General features: G+C 74.8%; 18 protein-coding genes. 10 read left to right on the top strand and 8 right to left on the bottom strand.

Annotated elements, in window-relative coordinates:
• The 7 genes from GCL84_RS04105 to GCL84_RS04135 all read right to left on the bottom strand — a co-directional run.
• Positions 1-1,343 (bottom strand): WXG100-like domain-containing protein (locus GCL84_RS04105; protein ID WP_456236891.1); only part of this gene is annotated, 1,343 nt, incomplete at its 3' end.
• A gap of 12 nt (positions 1,344-1,355) precedes the next feature.
• On the bottom strand, positions 1,356-1,682 hold the full coding sequence (locus GCL84_RS04110; protein ID WP_156753990.1) for a WXG100 family type VII secretion target: 327 nt from the start codon (positions 1,680-1,682) through the stop codon (positions 1,356-1,358).
• Positions 1,682-2,125 (bottom strand): YbaB/EbfC family nucleoid-associated protein, encoded by a 444-nt coding sequence (locus GCL84_RS04115; protein ID WP_156753991.1) that lies wholly within the window; start codon positions 2,123-2,125, stop codon positions 1,682-1,684. The genes GCL84_RS04110 and GCL84_RS04115 overlap by 1 nt, the downstream gene beginning before the upstream one ends.
• A 121-nt stretch (positions 2,126-2,246) precedes the next feature.
• Positions 2,247-2,864 carry an adenosylcobinamide amidohydrolase gene (locus GCL84_RS04120; protein ID WP_156753992.1) on the bottom strand — a complete coding sequence of 206 codons (618 nt, stop codon included), beginning with the start codon at positions 2,862-2,864 and terminating at the stop codon, positions 2,247-2,249.
• Positions 2,864-3,805, bottom strand: coding sequence for a hydroxymethylglutaryl-CoA lyase (locus GCL84_RS04125; protein ID WP_156753993.1), 942 nt, complete (start codon positions 3,803-3,805; stop codon positions 2,864-2,866). Before GCL84_RS04125 ends, GCL84_RS04120 begins: the two co-directional genes overlap by 1 nt.
• A gap of 3 nt (positions 3,806-3,808) precedes the next feature.
• Entirely contained in the window at positions 3,809-4,378 is a 570-nt protein-coding gene (locus tag GCL84_RS04130) for a PH domain-containing protein (RefSeq protein ID WP_235925985.1), read from the bottom strand.
• A gap of 73 nt (positions 4,379-4,451) precedes the next feature.
• The gene (locus GCL84_RS04135) at positions 4,452-5,258 is read right to left on the bottom strand and encodes a biotin--[acetyl-CoA-carboxylase] ligase (protein ID WP_156753995.1); all 807 of its coding nucleotides are present in this window, start codon (positions 5,256-5,258) and stop codon (positions 4,452-4,454) included.
• A 193-nt stretch (positions 5,259-5,451) separates the two neighbouring features.
• Here GCL84_RS04135 and GCL84_RS04140 point away from each other — a divergent pair, with 193 nt between their 5' ends.
• The 6 genes from GCL84_RS04140 (at position 5,452) to GCL84_RS04165 (ending at position 11,870) form a co-directional block, all read left to right on the top strand.
• The gene (locus GCL84_RS04140; RefSeq protein ID WP_156753996.1) at positions 5,452-7,089 is read left to right on the top strand and encodes an acyl-CoA carboxylase subunit beta; all 1,638 of its coding nucleotides are present in this window, start codon (positions 5,452-5,454) and stop codon (positions 7,087-7,089) included.
• Positions 7,090-7,099: 10 nt separating this feature from the next.
• A complete protein-coding gene (locus GCL84_RS04145; protein WP_156753997.1) occupies positions 7,100-7,336 on the top strand; it encodes an acyl-CoA carboxylase subunit epsilon in 237 nt (78 codons plus the stop codon).
• Between the two features lie 133 nt (positions 7,337-7,469).
• Positions 7,470-9,077 (top strand): MFS transporter, encoded by a 1,608-nt coding sequence (locus tag GCL84_RS04150; RefSeq protein ID WP_156753998.1) that lies wholly within the window; start codon positions 7,470-7,472, stop codon positions 9,075-9,077.
• Positions 9,078-9,087: 10 nt separating this feature from the next.
• The gene (locus GCL84_RS04155) at positions 9,088-10,896 is read left to right on the top strand and encodes a Xaa-Pro dipeptidyl-peptidase (protein WP_156753999.1); all 1,809 of its coding nucleotides are present in this window, start codon (positions 9,088-9,090) and stop codon (positions 10,894-10,896) included.
• Positions 10,897-10,918: 22 nt separating this feature from the next.
• Entirely contained in the window at positions 10,919-11,545 is a 627-nt protein-coding gene (locus GCL84_RS04160; protein WP_156754000.1) for a Maf family protein, read from the top strand.
• Between the two features lie 49 nt (positions 11,546-11,594).
• Entirely contained in the window at positions 11,595-11,870 is a 276-nt protein-coding gene (locus GCL84_RS04165) for a hypothetical protein (protein WP_156754001.1), read from the top strand.
• Here GCL84_RS04165 and GCL84_RS04170 read toward each other — a convergent pair.
• Positions 11,867-12,565: a hypothetical protein gene (locus GCL84_RS04170; protein ID WP_156754002.1), complete on the bottom strand. Its 699-nt coding sequence runs from the start codon at positions 12,563-12,565 to the stop codon at positions 11,867-11,869. The genes GCL84_RS04165 and GCL84_RS04170 overlap by 4 nt on opposite strands.
• A gap of 127 nt (positions 12,566-12,692) precedes the next feature.
• On the opposite strand from GCL84_RS04170, the gene GCL84_RS04175 reads away from it, so the two are divergent.
• Genes GCL84_RS04175 through GCL84_RS04190 form a run of 4 tightly spaced genes read left to right on the top strand, consistent with a single transcriptional unit; the run spans position 12,693 to position 15,872 of the window.
• Positions 12,693-14,468 carry an acetyl/propionyl/methylcrotonyl-CoA carboxylase subunit alpha gene (locus tag GCL84_RS04175; protein WP_156754003.1) on the top strand — a complete coding sequence of 592 codons (1,776 nt, stop codon included), beginning with the start codon at positions 12,693-12,695 and terminating at the stop codon, positions 14,466-14,468.
• Positions 14,469-14,490: 22 nt separating this feature from the next.
• On the top strand, positions 14,491-14,955 hold the full coding sequence (locus GCL84_RS04180) for a DUF1707 SHOCT-like domain-containing protein (protein WP_156754004.1): 465 nt from the start codon (positions 14,491-14,493) through the stop codon (positions 14,953-14,955).
• Between the two features lie 16 nt (positions 14,956-14,971).
• Positions 14,972-15,346 carry a DUF1707 SHOCT-like domain-containing protein gene (locus GCL84_RS04185; protein ID WP_328618756.1) on the top strand — a complete coding sequence of 125 codons (375 nt, stop codon included), beginning with the start codon at positions 14,972-14,974 and terminating at the stop codon, positions 15,344-15,346.
• A 10-nt stretch (positions 15,347-15,356) separates the two neighbouring features.
• Positions 15,357-15,872, top strand: a complete 516-nt coding sequence (locus GCL84_RS04190) for a GNAT family N-acetyltransferase (RefSeq protein ID WP_156754005.1) — start codon at positions 15,357-15,359, stop codon at positions 15,870-15,872.
• Positions 15,873-15,977: the final 105 nt, after the last annotated feature.

Consider the following 15,977-nt stretch of genomic DNA (forward strand, 5'->3'; position numbering starts at 1 on the left):
CCGCCGACCGGGCCGTTGCCCGCGAAGGACCCGCCACCGAGCTGGGCGCCACCGGCCTGCGCACCGGGCGCCGCGCCCACCGACCCGGCCGACGGCGCGGGCGGGGCGGCGGCTGACGGAGCCGCGGCCGGGACGTCGAGCACCGCGGCCGAGGCCGCCTGCACGCCGTTGTGGAGCGGGAGGCCGTCAACGGCGGGGATGCCGGTGGGCGGGGTCGGCGCGTTCGCGATGTGGCCGGGGATGTCGCCCACGATCGGCGGTCCACCGACCGGACCGCCGCCACCCACGACAGGCCCGCCGGGCTGATCGGGGGTGGGGTGACCGGGGCCGGGCTGCTGCGGGACCGGCTGCTGGGCCACGTGGTCGGTGACGTCGTGCACGGCCCCCGCGGTGTGGTCGACGATGTCCGCGACCGGGTCGAGCAGGCCGTGGCCCGGCTGCGCCCCGGTGGCGTGGTTGACCGCGTCCGCCACGCCGTGGACCACGCCCGCGGCCGTGTCGACGACGGCGGAGACCGCGCCGGTGGCGGTCTGGGCGACGGTGTCGACCACCCCGCCCACCGCGTCGAGGACCCCGCCCACCAGGCCGGACGGGCCGTGCGCGCCGCCGCCCAGCGCGTTCGTCACCCCGGCGGCCAGGTTCGGCACCAGCCCGCCCGGTGCGGGGCCTTGCTCGGCCCCGCTGAGCGGGAGGTCGGAGTTGCGCACCCCGGAGACCAGGTTGGCCAGCAGCGGGGCGCCGGTCAGCCCGCCGAGCAGGCCGTCGGCCAGACCGGGCAGGCCGGAGCCCGCCTGCCCGCCGGTGTGGTGGCCGGGGTTGGCGTTGACGACGTTGGAGTACGCCCCGTCGCCGCCCGCGATGGAGCTGAGCAGGGTGCTGGTGATGTTGGCGATGTTCGCCGCGGTGCCGCGCTCGGCGGTGGCCAGGCCGAGCAGCGCGTCCACCACGCCCGCCGCGGCGGCCGTGTGCGCGGCGTCGGTGTTCTTGGCCAGCTCGGTCAGGCTGCGCACGATGGCGAGCTTGGCCTCGCCGATCCGGTCGGCGGCGTGGTCGAGCCGGTCGGCGTGGGTCTGGCACTGGGCGGCCGAGGCGGTCAGGTGGCCGCTGTCCGGGGCGACGAACGCCGACCAGTGCTTCCCGGCCACGTCGCCAGCCTCGCCGGAGAACGCCGACAGGGTGGTGCGGGCGGCGCCGTCCGCGTCGCCGGACAGCGCGCCGACGCGCGTGCCCGCGTCGCGCCAGGCCCCGGCGGCGGCGCGCATCTCGTCCTCGTCGGCCTGGGGCCAGACCACGCCGACGATCCCGGCCAGGCCTGCCAGCACGGCGGGCAGCTCGATTCCCATGACCCCGGTCCCCTAGACGTCGGTGGTGCCGAAGGGGCGTGCGTTGTCGGCGTCGGTGCCGTCGTACGCGCGCGCGGTGGACAGGAACCGGCCGCCGACGTCGCCGAGCAGACCGGGCAGCGCCCCGAGCGAGCCGAGCGTGTCCTGGGCCGGGCCGAGGTAGGCGCGGGCGAAGGTCTCGCCGATGACGTCGGCGCCCCAGCACGGCCCGGCCGCGGTGAGCGCGTCGTCGAGGTCGCGGTGGATGGCCGTGGCGCGGGCGGCGATGGCGTCGAACTGGCCCGCGCGCGCGGCGAGGGCGTCGGTGTCGGCCTGGAAGCCGGGACCCTGGGCGGGCATCAGGACCTCCTCGGGGGCGGCGCGTCGGACTCGAGCCAGGTCAGGTGCTCGAAGCTGTCGTCGGGGTCGGCCGCCCGCGGCGGCGCGATCTCGGCGGGGGCCAGGTCGGCGGTGCCGCGCAGCAGCGCCTCCGGGTCGGTGCCCGAGGGCAGGACCGGGGCGACGGCGTGCCCGGCGGCGCGGGCGGCCACCGCGTCGGCCGCGGCGGTGGTGCGCACGATGACGTGGGCCAGTTCGGCGGGCCGGTAGCGGCGGTACGCGCCGTCCTCGATGTCCAGGCCGGTGAGCGCGCCCTGGGCGGAGACGGTGGCGGTGACCATGCCGCACGGGCTGGTGGCGGACTCGCTGATGGCCGCGAGCGCGCGGTGGACGTCCGCGAGTTGTTCGCGGCTGCGCCGGTAGTCGGCCAGCAGCTCCTCGACCTGGGCTGCGTGGTCAGCCACGGCCACCTCCGGGGCGGGTTCGGGACCGGCAGGGTCCCCGGTCCCGGCTTGGACGGGGTGTGGGGCCCGCTGGTTCCGCCGATCTTGTCGCCGCTGATTCTCCCCTCCGGGCAGCGGCGCCTCAAGCACTCGAACGAGGCAGCCCGGCGGTGACGGCGGCGTGCGCGGCCCGTGCGAGCGGCGCGCCGACGGTCGAGCGCGGCCCGCCGTAGGCCTCGGCGGGCCCGTCCGGCGGGCAGAGCAGCACCGTGGCGTCGGTGCACGTGCCGGTCCCGGGGACGCCCCTTTCCAGCAGCGCCTGGGCTTTGGCCTCCGCGACGGTGGCCACGGCGTTGACCAGCGCGGCGTCCGCCAGCCGGACCGGGAGCGCGCACACGGCGTTGATCGTGCCGACCCGGGGCGCCTCCGCCGCGGCGGGCGCGGCCGCCCACGTCGGCGCCGAGCCGATGCCGGTGGTCACCCACGCCTCGACCCCGCTGTCGGCGCGGTGGGCGACGAGCCGGACGTCGACACCGGTCAGCAAACCGCAACCGGGACCGGCCAGACCGAGCCGTGCGGCGATCTCGGCCAGGTGGGCGCCGGGGTCGTCGCGGTCGTAGCTGAGGGGGACGGTCGCGTTGAGGACCCAGTGGCGCAGGCCGATGCCGCCGCCGAGCGGGCCGGAGGCGATGGCGAGCAGCGGTCGCGGGAGGCGCCAGAGCAGGACCGGGCCGTCGCGGTCCGCGTGCAGCTCCGGCATCAGCCGCGCAGCGCCCGCACGACCCTCGACGGGCTGGGGCGGCCGAGCCGCCCGGCCAGCCACGCGCTGGTGTCGACCAGCTTGTCCAGGTCCACCCCGGTCTCGACGCCCATGCCCTCGAGCATCCAGACCAGGTCCTCGGTGGCGAGGTTGCCGGTGGCCGACTCGGCGTAGGGGCAGCCGCCCAGGCCGCCCGCGCTGGCGTCGACGGTGGTGATGCCCAGGCGCAGCGCGGTGAGCGTGTTGGCCAGCGCCTGCCCGTAGGTGTCGTGGAAGTGCACCGCGAGCACGGACTGCTCGACCCCCTGGACCGCCAGCTCCCGCACCAGCGCCTCCACCTGCCCCGGGGTGGCGACGCCGATCGTGTCGCCCAGGGAGAGCTGCGAGCAGCCCATGTCCAGCAGCCGGGCGCCGACGGCGGCGACCTGCGCGGCGGGCACCGGGCCCTCCCACGGGTCGCCGAAGCACATCGACACGTAGGCCCGCACGTCCAGGCCCTCGGCGCGGGCGCGGGTGACGACCGGCTCGAACATCGCGTACTGCTCGTCGAGCGACCGGTTGAGGTTGCGCCTGGCGAAGGTCTCGGTGGCGCTGCCGAACACGGCGATGTGCTCGACGCCCGCGGCCAGCGCCCGGTCCAGACCGCGCTCGTTGGGCACCAGCACCGGGTAGCGGACGCCGTCGCGGCGCGCCAGCCCGGCCAGCAGTTCCTCGGCGTCGGCGAGCTGCGGCACCCACTCGGGGCGCACGAAGCTGGTCGCCTCCAGGGTCTGCAGGCCCGCGTCGGCGAGGCGGTCGAGGAACTCCAGCTTGACCTCGACGGGCACGACGGCCCGCTCGTTCTGCAGGCCGTCGCGGGCACCGACCTCCCAGATCGCCACCCGGTCCGGCAGGCCCTCGGCCCGCGCCCGGTCGGGCAGGCCGACGTCCCTGGCGCCCACGGGTCAGTGTCCCCGGCGGTCGCGCGGGTCGTGCGCGGGCAACTGCGCGGTGTCGCCCGCGCCCGCGGGCTGGTCGTCGTAGTCGTCGTACGGGTTGTCGTTGATCTGCTTGTAGATGGTGCTGTGCACGCGCTCGACCTGCGGCACGTCGTCGAACTCCAGCGGCTCCTGCGAGCTGGACTCGATGACCAGGGTGCCGCAGCCGACGATCCGGTCGACGATGCCGTGCTCGAAGCGCACGCTGCTGATCCGCGACAGCGGGATGTCGACGCCGTTGCGCTTGACCACGCCCTCGCGGATCATCACGCGGTCGGTGGTGACGATGAAGTGCGTGGTGCGCCACCGCACGAACGGCACCAGGAACAGCCAGACGACCAGGGCCAGGCCGACCGCGCCAATGGCGATCCAGGCGATGTTCGCCCAGTCCAGGTCCTGGGCCAGGACCGCCAGCCAGACGCCGCCGCCCAGGATGACCAGCAGGGCGAAGTACGGCAGGAGCAGCATCTTCCAGTGCGAGTGCTTGTGCAGCAGGACGGTCTCGCCACTGCTGAGCAAGTCGTCGGGGTACCCCACGTCCGCCTCCTGAACCATCCCTGATGACGCGGGTAACCGTACTCGCGGTCGGCGCCGCCGTGCGCGGAAGCTCTCAGCCCGTCGGCCGCACGTGCACGACGTCGCCCGCGGACAGGGTGCGCGTGCCGCCGCCGACGTCGAGCACCAACTGCCCGGCCTCGTCGACGTCGACGGCCAGCCCGTGCAGGTCGGTCCCGTCCGGCAGCTCCACCCGGACCCGCTGGCCCAGCGTCGAGCAGGCGCCCCGGTACTGCGCGAGCAGGCCCGCGGCCCCCAGGTCGCCGCCGGACCCGCGCCAGGCCGACTCGGCCTCGTCGAAGGCCGCGAGCAGGGTCGCCGCCGCCCGGCCCCGGTCGGCGTCGCCGCCCTCCTGGGCCAGCGACGTCGGCGGCAGCCCGCCGGGCCCGGCGGGCACGGCGGTGCCCAGCGGGCCGACGTTGAGGCCGATGCCGACCACCACCGCCGGGTCCGGCCCGGTGTCGGCGACCTCGGCGAGCACGCCCGCGCACTTGGCCAGCGAGCTGCCTGCCAGCAGGTCGTTGGGCCACTTGAGGCTGGCCGCGACCCCGGCGGCGCGGGCGGTGCGCACCAGCGCGACCCCGGCGACCAGCGCCAGCGACCCGAACCTGGCCAGCGGCACGCCGTCGGGGCGCAGCAGCACGCTGAGGTAGAGCCCGGACCCCGGCGGCGACACCCACGTCCTGGCGCGGCGGCCGCGCCCGGCGGTCTGCTCGTCGGCGATGAGCACGGTGCGGTCGGCAGCGCTCGCGGCGGCCGCGACCAGGTCGGCGTTGGTGGACCCGGTGGCCGCCACGACGTCGACCGCGGCGTACCGGCCCCCGAGCTCGGCGCGCAGCGCCTCGGCGTCGAGTGCGGACATGGCACCAGGGTAGGGCCGCCCCCGGGGCCCGGGCAGGTCGGAGCGGGACAGACCGCCCCCGGGGGCGTGGTCACAGCCTGCGACCTCCACCGCGCTGGAGGTCAAGCCGAACCGGCGACCGGTCCCGGCCAAGTCCGTGATGTGCCCAACGCGACCCGCTGCGAACGGCCCCAGGTCGCTATGGTGCTGGCTCATGAGCAGCGCGACCGAGCCGATCGGCCAGGCCCCCGAGGTCGAGCCGGACCTCCACACGACCGCGGGCAAGCTGGCCGACCTGTACCGGCGCGACGACGAGGCGATCCACGCCGGGTCCGCGCGCGCGGTGGACAAGCAGCACGCCAAGGGCAAGAAGACCGCCCGCGAGCGGATCGACCTGCTGCTGGACCCCGGCTCGTTCGTGGAGCTCGACGCCCTGGCCCGGCACCGGTCGACCAACTTCGGCCTGGAGAGGAACCGCCCCTACGGCGACGGCGTGGTGACCGGCTACGGCACGGTCGACGGCCGCCCGGTCTGCGTGTTCTCCCAGGACGTCACCGTCTTCGGCGGGTCGCTCGGCCAGGTCTACGGCGAGAAGATCGTCAAGGTGATGGACCTGGCGATCAAGACCGGCCGCCCGATCGTCGGCATCAACGAGGGCGGCGGCGCGCGCATCCAGGAGGGCGTGGTCTCCCTCGGCCTCTACGGCGAGATCTTCACCCGCAACGTCAGGGCCTCCGGCGTGGTCCCGCAGATCTCGCTGATCATGGGCGCGAACGCGGGCGGGCACGTGTACTCCCCGGCGCTGACCGACTTCATCGTGATGGTCGACCAGACCTCGCAGATGTTCATCACCGGCCCGGACGTGGTCAAGACCGTCACCGGCGAGGAGGTGACGCTGGAGGAGCTCGGTGGGGCGCGCACGCACAACACCAAGTCCGGCGTCGCCCACTACATGGGCAACGACGAGGACGACGCGATCGGCTACGTCAAGGAGCTGCTCTCCTTCCTGCCGTCGAACAACATGGCCGAGGCCCCGGTGTTCCCCGGGTTCGTCGAGGACGGCTCGGTCGCCGAGGGCGTCGGGGAGTCCGACACCGAGCTGGACTCGATCATCCCGGACTCGGCCAACCAGCCCTACGACATGCACGAGGTCATCAACCGCGTCATCGACGACGGCGAGTTCCTCGAGGTGCACCCGCTGTTCGCGCCGAACATCGTCGTCGGCTTCGGCCGGGTCGAGGGCCAGAGCGTCGGCGTGGTCGCCAACCAGCCCACCCAGTTCGCGGGCTGCCTGGACATCGACGCCTCGGAGAAGGCCGCGCGCTTCGTGCGCACCTGCGACGCGTTCAACATCCCGGTGCTGACCTTCGTCGACGTCCCCGGCTTCCTGCCGGGCACCGACCAGGAGTTCGGCGGCATCATCCGCCGCGGTGCCAAGCTCATCTACGCCTACGCCGAGGCGACGGTCCCGCTGGTCACCGTCATCACCCGCAAGGCCTTCGGCGGCGCCTACGACGTCATGGGCTCCAAGCACCTCGGCGCCGACGTGAACCTGGCCTGGCCCACCGCCCAGATCGCCGTCATGGGCGCCTCCGGCGCGTCGAACATCCTGCACCGCAAGACCCTCAAGACCGCCATGGACGCGGGCGAGGACGTCGACGCCCTGCGCGCCAAGCTCGACCAGGAGTACGAGGACACCCTCCTCAACCCCTACCAGGCGGCCGAACGCGGCTACGTCGACGCGGTCATCCCCCCGTCCCACACCCGCGGCAACGTCGCAAGGGCCCTGCGCATCCTCCGCGACAAGCGCGAGACCTCCCTGCCCAAGAAGCACGGCAACATCCCGCTGTAAGGAGCAGGTCTTGAGCGAGACACCCGAGGACCAGCAGCCCCCCAAGCCGCTGCTCACCGTGGTCCGGGGCAACCCGGACGACGTCGAGCTGGCCGCGCTCAGCGCGGTGGTGGCGGCCGCCGCCAGCGGCGGTGGCGAGGAGTCGAGCCCCGAGCAGCCGTCGGGGTGGGCCGACAAGGAGGCGCAGCTGCGCGGCGGGCTCCGGCATGGGCCAGGCGCGTGGCGGGCTTCGGCGCACCGCAGGTAAGCAGCTATTCAGACACCCCCCGGCACAGCGTGCCGGGGGGTGTCTTCCTCGGAGAACGGTTTCTTCGCTCGGGCGGCTCGTTGGCGTGGGCGCGCTGGTTCGAGGGTCGTGGTGGGGCATCTACCCTGGTCCGGTGCGGAATCCCTGGGTGGCGCTGAGCGCGTTGTGCGCTTGTTTCTTCATGGTCATGCTCGACTCGACCATCGTCACCGTGGCCATCCCGGCGATGTTGGAGGACCTGGACGCGACGCTGAACCAGGTGGTGTGGGTCAACAGCGTCTACCTGTTGGCGAACACCGTCCCCCTGCTCGTGACGGGGCGGTTGGGGGATCGGTTCGGGCCCAAGCGGGTGTTGGTCGTCGGGTTGGTGGTGTTCCTGGGGGCCTCGCTGTGGTGCGGGCTCTCGACCTCCGCCGGCTCGCTCATCGCGGCACGGGCCGCGCAGGGGCTGGGGGCGGCGTTGATGACGCCGCAGACCTTGGCGTTCATCAGCGGGTTGTTCCCGGCTGAGCGGCGGACGGCGCCGATCGCGGTGTGGGGCGGGGTGGCGGGGGTGGCGACGATCGCGGGGCCGGTGATCGGGGGGGTGCTGGTGGAGCACGTGGGGTGGCCCGCGATCTTCCTGGTGAACCTGCCCATCGGGCTGGTGGGGCTGGTGCTGGCGGTGGTGCTGCTGCCGGACTGGCGGCCCAGCGGGAGGGTGCGGTTCGACGGGGTGGGGGCGGCGCTGGCGGCGGGTGGGCTGGGGCTGGTGGTGTTCGGGTTGCAGAACGGGCAGCACTACCGGTGGGGGACGATCGTCGGGCCGATCGGGGTGCTGCCGGTGATCGGGGTCGGGCTGCTGCTGGTCGGCGGGTTCGTGGTGTGGCAGCGGCGGCCCCGGCCCGACCCGCTGGTGCCGCCCGCGCTGGCCGGGGTGCCCAACTTCGGGTTCGCGAACCTGGTGCACGCGGCGCTGGGGTTCGCCACGACGGGCATGTTCCTGCCGCTGGTGATCTACTCGCAGACGGTGCTCGGGTTGGACGCGGTGGAGTCGGCGGTGCTGTGCCTGCCGATGGCCCTCGCGGCGGGGGTGGCGGCGGTCGTCGCGAGCCGGGTGGTGGCCCGGGTGGGGGCCAAGCCGCTGATCATCACCGGGCTCAGCGGGCTGGCGGCGGGGACCGCGGCGCTGGCGGTGCTCGCCGTGCCGGGGGCCGACCCGGACGACCTGGTGCCGGGGCTGGTCGTCGCGGGCATCGGGATCGGGCTGGTGTTCTCCCCGCTGACGGCCACCGCGACGGCGGGGCTGCCGCCGGGCCTGGTCGGCGCGGGGTCGGGCGTGTTCAACACCTCCCGGCAGGTCGGCGGGGTGCTCGGGAGCGCGACGACGGGGCTGCTGCTGCAAGTGGGGCTCGGGGTGGCGATCCCGCGCGCGGCCGAGGAGTACGCCCGGAAGCTGCCGCCGCGCTACGCCGACGAGTTCGTGCGGCGGATCACCGAGGCCGCCGACAGCGCCAGCCAGTTCGGCGGGGAGGGCCCGGACGTCCCGGCCGACTGGTCGCCCAGCATCGCCGAGCACGTGCGCGGGCTGGCGACCGACGCGTTCCACCTCGGCTTCACCACGGCGGCGCGCGCCACCCTCGTCCTCCCGGTGGTCGTGCTGGTGCTGGGGATCATCTGCGCGGCGGGCCTGCGGACCCCGGCCCCGGTCCAGGGGCCGGGGCAGCACCGGGGGCTGCCGCCGGAGCCGGTCGCTCCGTAGCGCCATGGACATGACCGCCCGCGCCGCGCTGCTGGTCCTGGCCGTCGCCGCGTCGACGGGGCTGGGGCTGGTGGTCACCGCCGCGCCGGTGCCGGGCAGGCCGGTCGCGGTGCAGCGCACGGAGCCGGTGCACTCCTACGAGTCCGCCGTGCGCGAGACGGTGTGGGTCGACACCGGGCAGACGGCTCCGGACGGGCGCCGGGTGCGGGTCGCGGCCGACATCATCCGGCCCGCCGACGCGCCGGGCCGGGTCCCGGTGATCATGGACGCCGGCCCGTACTACGCGACGCTGGGGCGGGGCAACGAGGCCGATCGCAAGGCCTACGACAGCGCGGGCAGGCCGGTGGCCTTCCCGCTCTACCTGGACAACTACTTCGTCCCCCGCGGGTACGCGGTGGCGCAGGTCGACCTGCCCGGCACCGGCCGCTCCACCGGCTGCGTCGACGTCGGCGGGCCCGCGGAGGTCGCCGCGGCCAAGTCGGTCGTCGACTGGCTCAACGGCCGCGCGACCGGGTACACGGCGGCGGCGGGCGGCAGCGAGGTCAGCGCGTCCTGGGCCACCGGCGCGGTCGGCATGATCGGCAAGTCCTGGGACGGCACGGTCGCCAACGGCGTCGCGGCCACCGGCGTGGAGGGCCTGCGCACGATCGTGCCCATCGCGGCGATCTCCTCCTGGTACGACTACTACCGCGCGAACGGCGCGGTCCTCACGACCGGCGCCCCGGCGGACCTGGCCGCGGTGGTGGAGAACCCCGGGGCCGCCGCGGGCTGCGCGCCGGTCGAGGCCGGACTCGTCGCGGGCGCCCCGGACAGCGGCGACCTGACCGCGATGTGGCGCGCCCGCGACTACCGGGCCTCGGCCGCGAACGTGAAGGCCAGCGTCTTCGCGGTCCACGGCCTCAACGACCTCAACGTCAAGTCCCAGCACTTCGGCCGGTGGTGGTCGGCGCTGCCCGCCTCGGTCGAGCGCAAGGTCTGGCTGTCGCAGGCAGGCCACGTCGACCCGTTCGACCTCCGCCGCCGCGCCTGGGTCGAGGCCCTGCACCGCTGGTTCGACCACTACCTGCTCGACCTCGACAACGGCGTCGACCGCGAGCCGCGCGCCACCGTCGAGGTCGCCCCCGACACCTGGCGCGACGACCCGGCGTGGCCGGTCGGCCGCACCTCGACCACGCTGCGCCCCACCCCCGGGCCCACGGCGGGCGTCGGCGCGCTCACGACCACCGCGCCCCCGGCGGGCGCGACGGCCGCCCTCACCGACGACCGCTCGGCCTCCGACACCTGGATCACCGCCCCGGACAGCGCCTCCCCCGCCCGCGTCCTCTACCAGTCGGCGGCCCTGCCCGCCGAGACCCGCGTCTCCGGCACCCCCTCGGTCACCATCACCGCCACCCCCGACCAGTCCGCGGCGCGCCTGACCGCCCTGCTCGTCGACCTCGGCCCCACCACGACCCGGGCGGGCGAGGGCATCACCAACCTGCCCACCCGCTCCTGCTGGGGCCCCAGCACCCCGGACGACAGCTCCTGCTACCTGGACACCGGGACCACCACGACGACGGCGCCGCAGACGGTCATCGCCCGGGGCTGGGCGGACCTCGGCCACCACGCGGGCCTGGGGATCCGCGACGAGCTGACCCCCGGGACCCCGTACACGATCAGCTTCGAGCTGGCCGCGACCGACCACACGCTCCCGGCGGGCCACCGGCTGGCCCTGGTCATCGGCAGCACGGACGCGCCGCACATCACCCCGGCGGGCGCCAACCCGACGCTGGTGCTGGACCTGGCCAAGACCAGCGTCACCGTGCCGGGCCTCGGCTGAGCCGAGCGGATAGCCTGCCGCCGTGCGCCTGGTCCTCGCTTCCCAGTCCCCCGCCCGGCTCAGCGTCCTCAAGGCGGCCGGGGTCGACCCCGTCGTCCGGGTGTCCGGCGTGGACGAGGACGCGGTCGCCGCCGCGCTCACCGACCCCGCCCCCGAGCAGCTCGTGGTGGCGCTGGCCGAGGCCAAGGCGCGGGCGGTGCTGGCCGACGTCGCCACCGAGCACCCCGACTGCGTGGTGGTCGGCTGCGACTCGATGCTGCACATCGACGGGGAGATGGTCGGCAAGCCGCGGACCGCCGAGCAGGCCCTGCGGCGGTGGCGGGCCATGGCGGGCGGCCACGGCGACCTGCTCACCGGGCACAGCGTGGTCCGCCTCGCGGGCGGCGAGGTCGTGGCGACCGCCTCGGCGGCGGAGACGACCCGGGTGCACTTCGCCGACCCGGCGCCCGAGGAGCTCGACGCCTACGTCGCCACCGGCGAGCCGTTGCAGGTGGCGGGCGCGTTCACCCTCGACGCGCTCGGCGGGTGGTTCGTCACCCGGATCGAGGGCGACCCGTCGAGCGTGGTGGGGATCAGCCTGCCGCTGACGCGATCGCTGCTGGTCCGGGTGGGTGTCAGTGTGACTCGGCTCTGGCGTTCCACAAACTGAGAGGGGCACCGGCAGACGTCGCTGGCCTGGTCGGCACCTCGTTGAGCCCGTGCAGCACGCGGACATCGCGGCCGTGTTCGGCGCCTTCGCCACGGCGGGCGCCCCCGGCTGGTTCACCACGCTGCCCCGGTCCACGATCGGCCTGGCGCCCGAGGGCGTCGCGGCAGGCGTGGCGATCGTCCACGGCATCGACCCGATCCTGGACATGGCCCGCACCGCGACCAACGCCGCCGGTCAGGTCACCGTCCCGGTCCCGGTCGCCCGCGGCGGGGGCCTCGTGCGCGACGGGGCGGAGACGTCCGCCGAGGAGCGCGAGCCGGTCTAGGCGCACGGCCGCAGCGCCGCCTTGGTGATCGACACCGCTGGGTACCCGGGAAGCGACCGCACTCCCGGGTACTCGCGCGTGCAGCCCACCGGGTCGCCGCCGACCACGTCGTAGACGACCAATCGCACGCGGTCGCTGCCCGGCCGGACGCGGGTCGCGGCGAGCACCTCGGGGGCCGAGTCCACGTCGGTGTTGCCCAGGGTCAGCAGGCCCGCGTCGGAGTGGAAGGCGACGGTGCCCGCGCTCCACTTGCCCGACCGGCCGGAGATGACCTGGCCCGCCACGCCGTCCGGGCCGGTGCCGCGCACCAGGCAGGCGGTGAAGAAGGCGTCCCCGCCGCAGACCAGCGAGTCCGGGCCGAGGGTGACGCCGGAGTCCACGACGGTGATCTCGATGATCTCGCTGGTGGTGGGGCCGCCGATGCGGACCCGGCCGGAGGCGCCGCCGGGGTCGCCGATCAGGTCGAGGTAGGTGCTGCCCGCCCTGGCCCGGCCCAGCGGCTGGCACGCCTCGCCGGTGCGGCAGCCGTCCTGGCCGACGCCCGGGGTCGGCGGGACCGGTGGCGCGCTCGCCGAGTCAGCGGGCTCCGGACCGCGATCGCGCAAGGCCGCGGCCCCCACCAACGCGCCGACGGCGACCACCGCGCACAAAAGCGCCACCAGGAGCAGGCCCCGCGGGGCAAATGGTCGCGACACGTTGTCACCTCCGCAGCAAAAAGCGCCCTGGCGGCCCATTATCCGCCATTGTGGGGGTTGTCTCGGTTCCGCGAACGCGGCCGATCCGTAAACTGCCAGCAGCCCGTGCGAGCCAAGGAGGAACGGCGTGTCCGAGTCGAAGGCGTTGAGCAAGGTCCTCATCGCCAACCGGGGTGAGATCGCCGTGCGGGTCATCCGTGCCTGCCAGGACGCCGGCCTCGCCAGTGTCGCGGTGTACGCGGACCCGGACCGGGACGCGCTGTTCGTCCGGTTGGCCGACGAGGCGTTCGCCCTGGGTGGCGCCACCCCCGGCGAGAGCTACCTGAACATCGACAAGGTGCTGGACGCGGCCAAGCGCTCCGGCGCCGACGCGGTGCACCCCGGCTACGGGTTCCTGTCCGAGAACGCCGATTTCGCCCAGGCCGTCATCGACGCCGGGCTGAACTGGGTCGGCCCGGACCCGCAGGCCATCCGCGACCTGGGCGACAAGGTCACCGCGCGGCACATCGCCATGCGCGCGGGCGCCCCGCTGGTGCCCGGCACCAAGGAGCCGGTGGGCGGCGCGGACGAGATCGTCGCCTTCGCCCAGGAGCACGGCCTGCCGGTGGCCATCAAGGCCGCCTTCGGCGGCGGCGGCCGCGGCCTCAAGGTCGCCCGCACCATCGAGGAGATCCCGGAGCTGTTCGACTCCGCGGTGCGCGAGGCGGTCACCGCCTTCGGCCGCGGCGAGTGCTTCGTGGAGCTCTACCTGGACAAGCCGCGCCACGTCGAGGCCCAGGTGCTGGCCGACAAGCACGGCAACGTCGTCGTCGTGGGCACCCGCGACTGCTCGCTGCAGCGCCGCCACCAGAAGCTGGTCGAGGAGGCCCCCGCGCCGTTCCTCACCGACGAGCAGCGCGCCCAGATCCACTCCTCGGCCAAGGCCATCTGCAAGGAGGCCGGGTACTCCGGCGCGGGCACCGTCGAGTACCTCGTCGGCGCCAACGGCGCGATCTCCTTCCTCGAGGTCAACACCCGCCTGCAGGTCGAGCACCCGGTCTCCGAGGAGACCGCGGGCGTCGACCTGGTGCTGGAGCAGTTCCGCATCGCCGCTGGCGAGGAGCTGCGCTCCACCGAGGACCCGGCCCCGCGCGGCCACTCGATCGAGTTCCGGATCAACGGCGAGGACGCCGGTCGCGGCTTCCTGCCCGCCCCCGGCACCGTGACCCGCTGGGTCGCCCCGGACGGCCCCGGCGTGCGCGTGGACTCCGGTGTGGAGTCCGGCACCGTCATCGGCGGCCAGTTCGACTCGCTGCTGGCCAAGGTCATCGTCACCGGCGCCGACCGCGACCAGGCCATCGCCCGCTCCCGCCGCGCGCTCGACGAGCTGGTGGTCGAGGGCATGGCCACCGTGACCCCGTTCCACCGGGCGATCGTGCGCGACCCGGCGTTCCTGGGCGACGGCGAGAAGTTCACCGTCCACACGCGCTGGATCGAGACCGAGTTCGACAACACCATCGAGCCGTTCACCGGCGGTGCGGACGCGAGCGAGGACGAGCCCCGCCAGAACGTCGTCGTCGAGGTCGGCGGGCGCCGCCTGGAGGTGTCGCTGCCGGGCAACCTGGCCCTGGGCACCGGCGGTGGCGGCGCGGCGGCCAAGGCCAAGCCGCGCAAGCGCGCGGGCGGCAAGGGCGGCGCGGCGGCCTCCGGCGACGCGGTGGCGGCGCCGATGCAGGGCACCATCGTCAAGATCGCGGTCGAGGACGGGCAGACCGTCGAGGCGGGCGACCTGGTCGTGGTGCTCGAGGCCATGAAGATGGAGAACCCGGTGACCGCGCACAAGGCGGGCACCGTCACCGGCCTGGGCGTGGCCCAGGGCGAGACGGTCACCACGGGCTCGGTCATCTGCGAGATCAAGGACTGAAGCTCGGAATACGATCCGGGCCATGGCCGAGAGTCGTGGCCCGGACATCCGGGTCAGTGCCGGTGAACGCGACGAGGCGGTCCGGCTGCTCGAGACACACCTGTCAACCGGGCGGCTGGACCTCGCCGAGTACGAGTTCCGCCGCGTGCGCGCGACCGCCGCGCACACGCGCACGGAGATCGAGTCGCTGTTCACCGACCTGCCCGCCCCGCACCCGGACATGAGCGCCGCGGTGAGCCCGCTGCGCGCCCTGCGCACCTCGGTGGGCCCGGTCGTGGGCAGGAAGGCGCCACCGGCCCCGGGGCTGGAGGCGACGCCCGCGAGCGAGGCGCTCAACCTGCTGGCCGGGCTGGTCCTGCTGCTGGGCGTCCCGGGGGCGGTCGTGCTGACCGTTTTCACCGGGCTGTGGTGGACGATCGTGGTCGCGGTCCTGGTGACCATCGCGGCCGGTGTGCTGGCCGAGGGCCTCAAGCGCCGCTCCTCCTGACCCGTACGATCGTGGGGTGGGCGACGAATCCCGGATGCGCGTCGGCGACGCCGAGCGGGAGGCCGCGCTGCGCGCCCTGGGCGAGCACATGTCCGCGGGCAGGCTCGACATCGAGGAGTACGGCGAGCGCACCGCCCGGGTGGCCGCCGCCCGCACCCGCGGCGAGCTGGCCGCCCTGTTCGACGACCTGCCCCCGCCCCGCCCCTCGTTCGCCACCGCGCCCGCCCCGCCGCAGCCCCGCCAGGTCGCCGCCCCGGCGCCGTGGCTGACGCCGCCCGTGGTGCTCGCCCTGGTCGTGGCGCTCGTGCTGCTGGTGCTGACCCGCGGCCTGGCCCTGCCGCTGCTGGCCATCCCGGCGGTTCTCTACTTCACCGCGCGCCGCCGGCGCTAGCGTTGACCACGTGGAACCGGTGGAGATCAACGTAGGCAGGTACTACCTGCGCGCGCTGCGGGCGGACCGCCTGATGGACGACCGACCCGCGCTGCTGGCGGGTTTCGCCGACGCCGAGCTGGCGCGGTGGGTCTCGCACGTGTCGGTGTCGACGCTGGCCGAGGCCGACGCCTACGTGGCGCTGCGGACCAGGGGCTGGGCCGAGGACACCGGCATGTCCTGGGCGATCGCCGAGCCGACGACCGGCGAGCTGCTGGGCGAGGTCATGCTCAAGAACCTCGACGTCGGGGCCGGGATCGCCGAGGCGGGCTGCTGGGCGCGGCCGGAGCACCGGGGCGGTGGGATGATCACCGAAGCGCTGGGCGCGGTGCTGCGGTTCGGCTTCGGCGCGCTGGGGCTGCGCGAGATCTGGTACCGCCACCACCCGGGGAACGCGCCGTCCGCGCGGGTGGCCGACAAGCTGGGCTTCGAGTACGCCTGCGGCAGCGACGAGCTGCGCGAGCTCGTCCTGCGCGACGAGGCGTGACCAACCGCTGGTGCCGGACGTTGTACTGAGCGCGACGGTGGGAAACCGCCGGGTTGCGGAACGGCTACCGCGTGCTGCACGTCTATGACATGGCACGAGAACAGT

The sequence above is a fragment of the Actinokineospora pegani genome (genome assembly GCF_009745975.1).
Classification (GTDB): Bacteria; Actinomycetota; Actinomycetes; order Mycobacteriales; family Pseudonocardiaceae; genus Actinokineospora; species Actinokineospora pegani.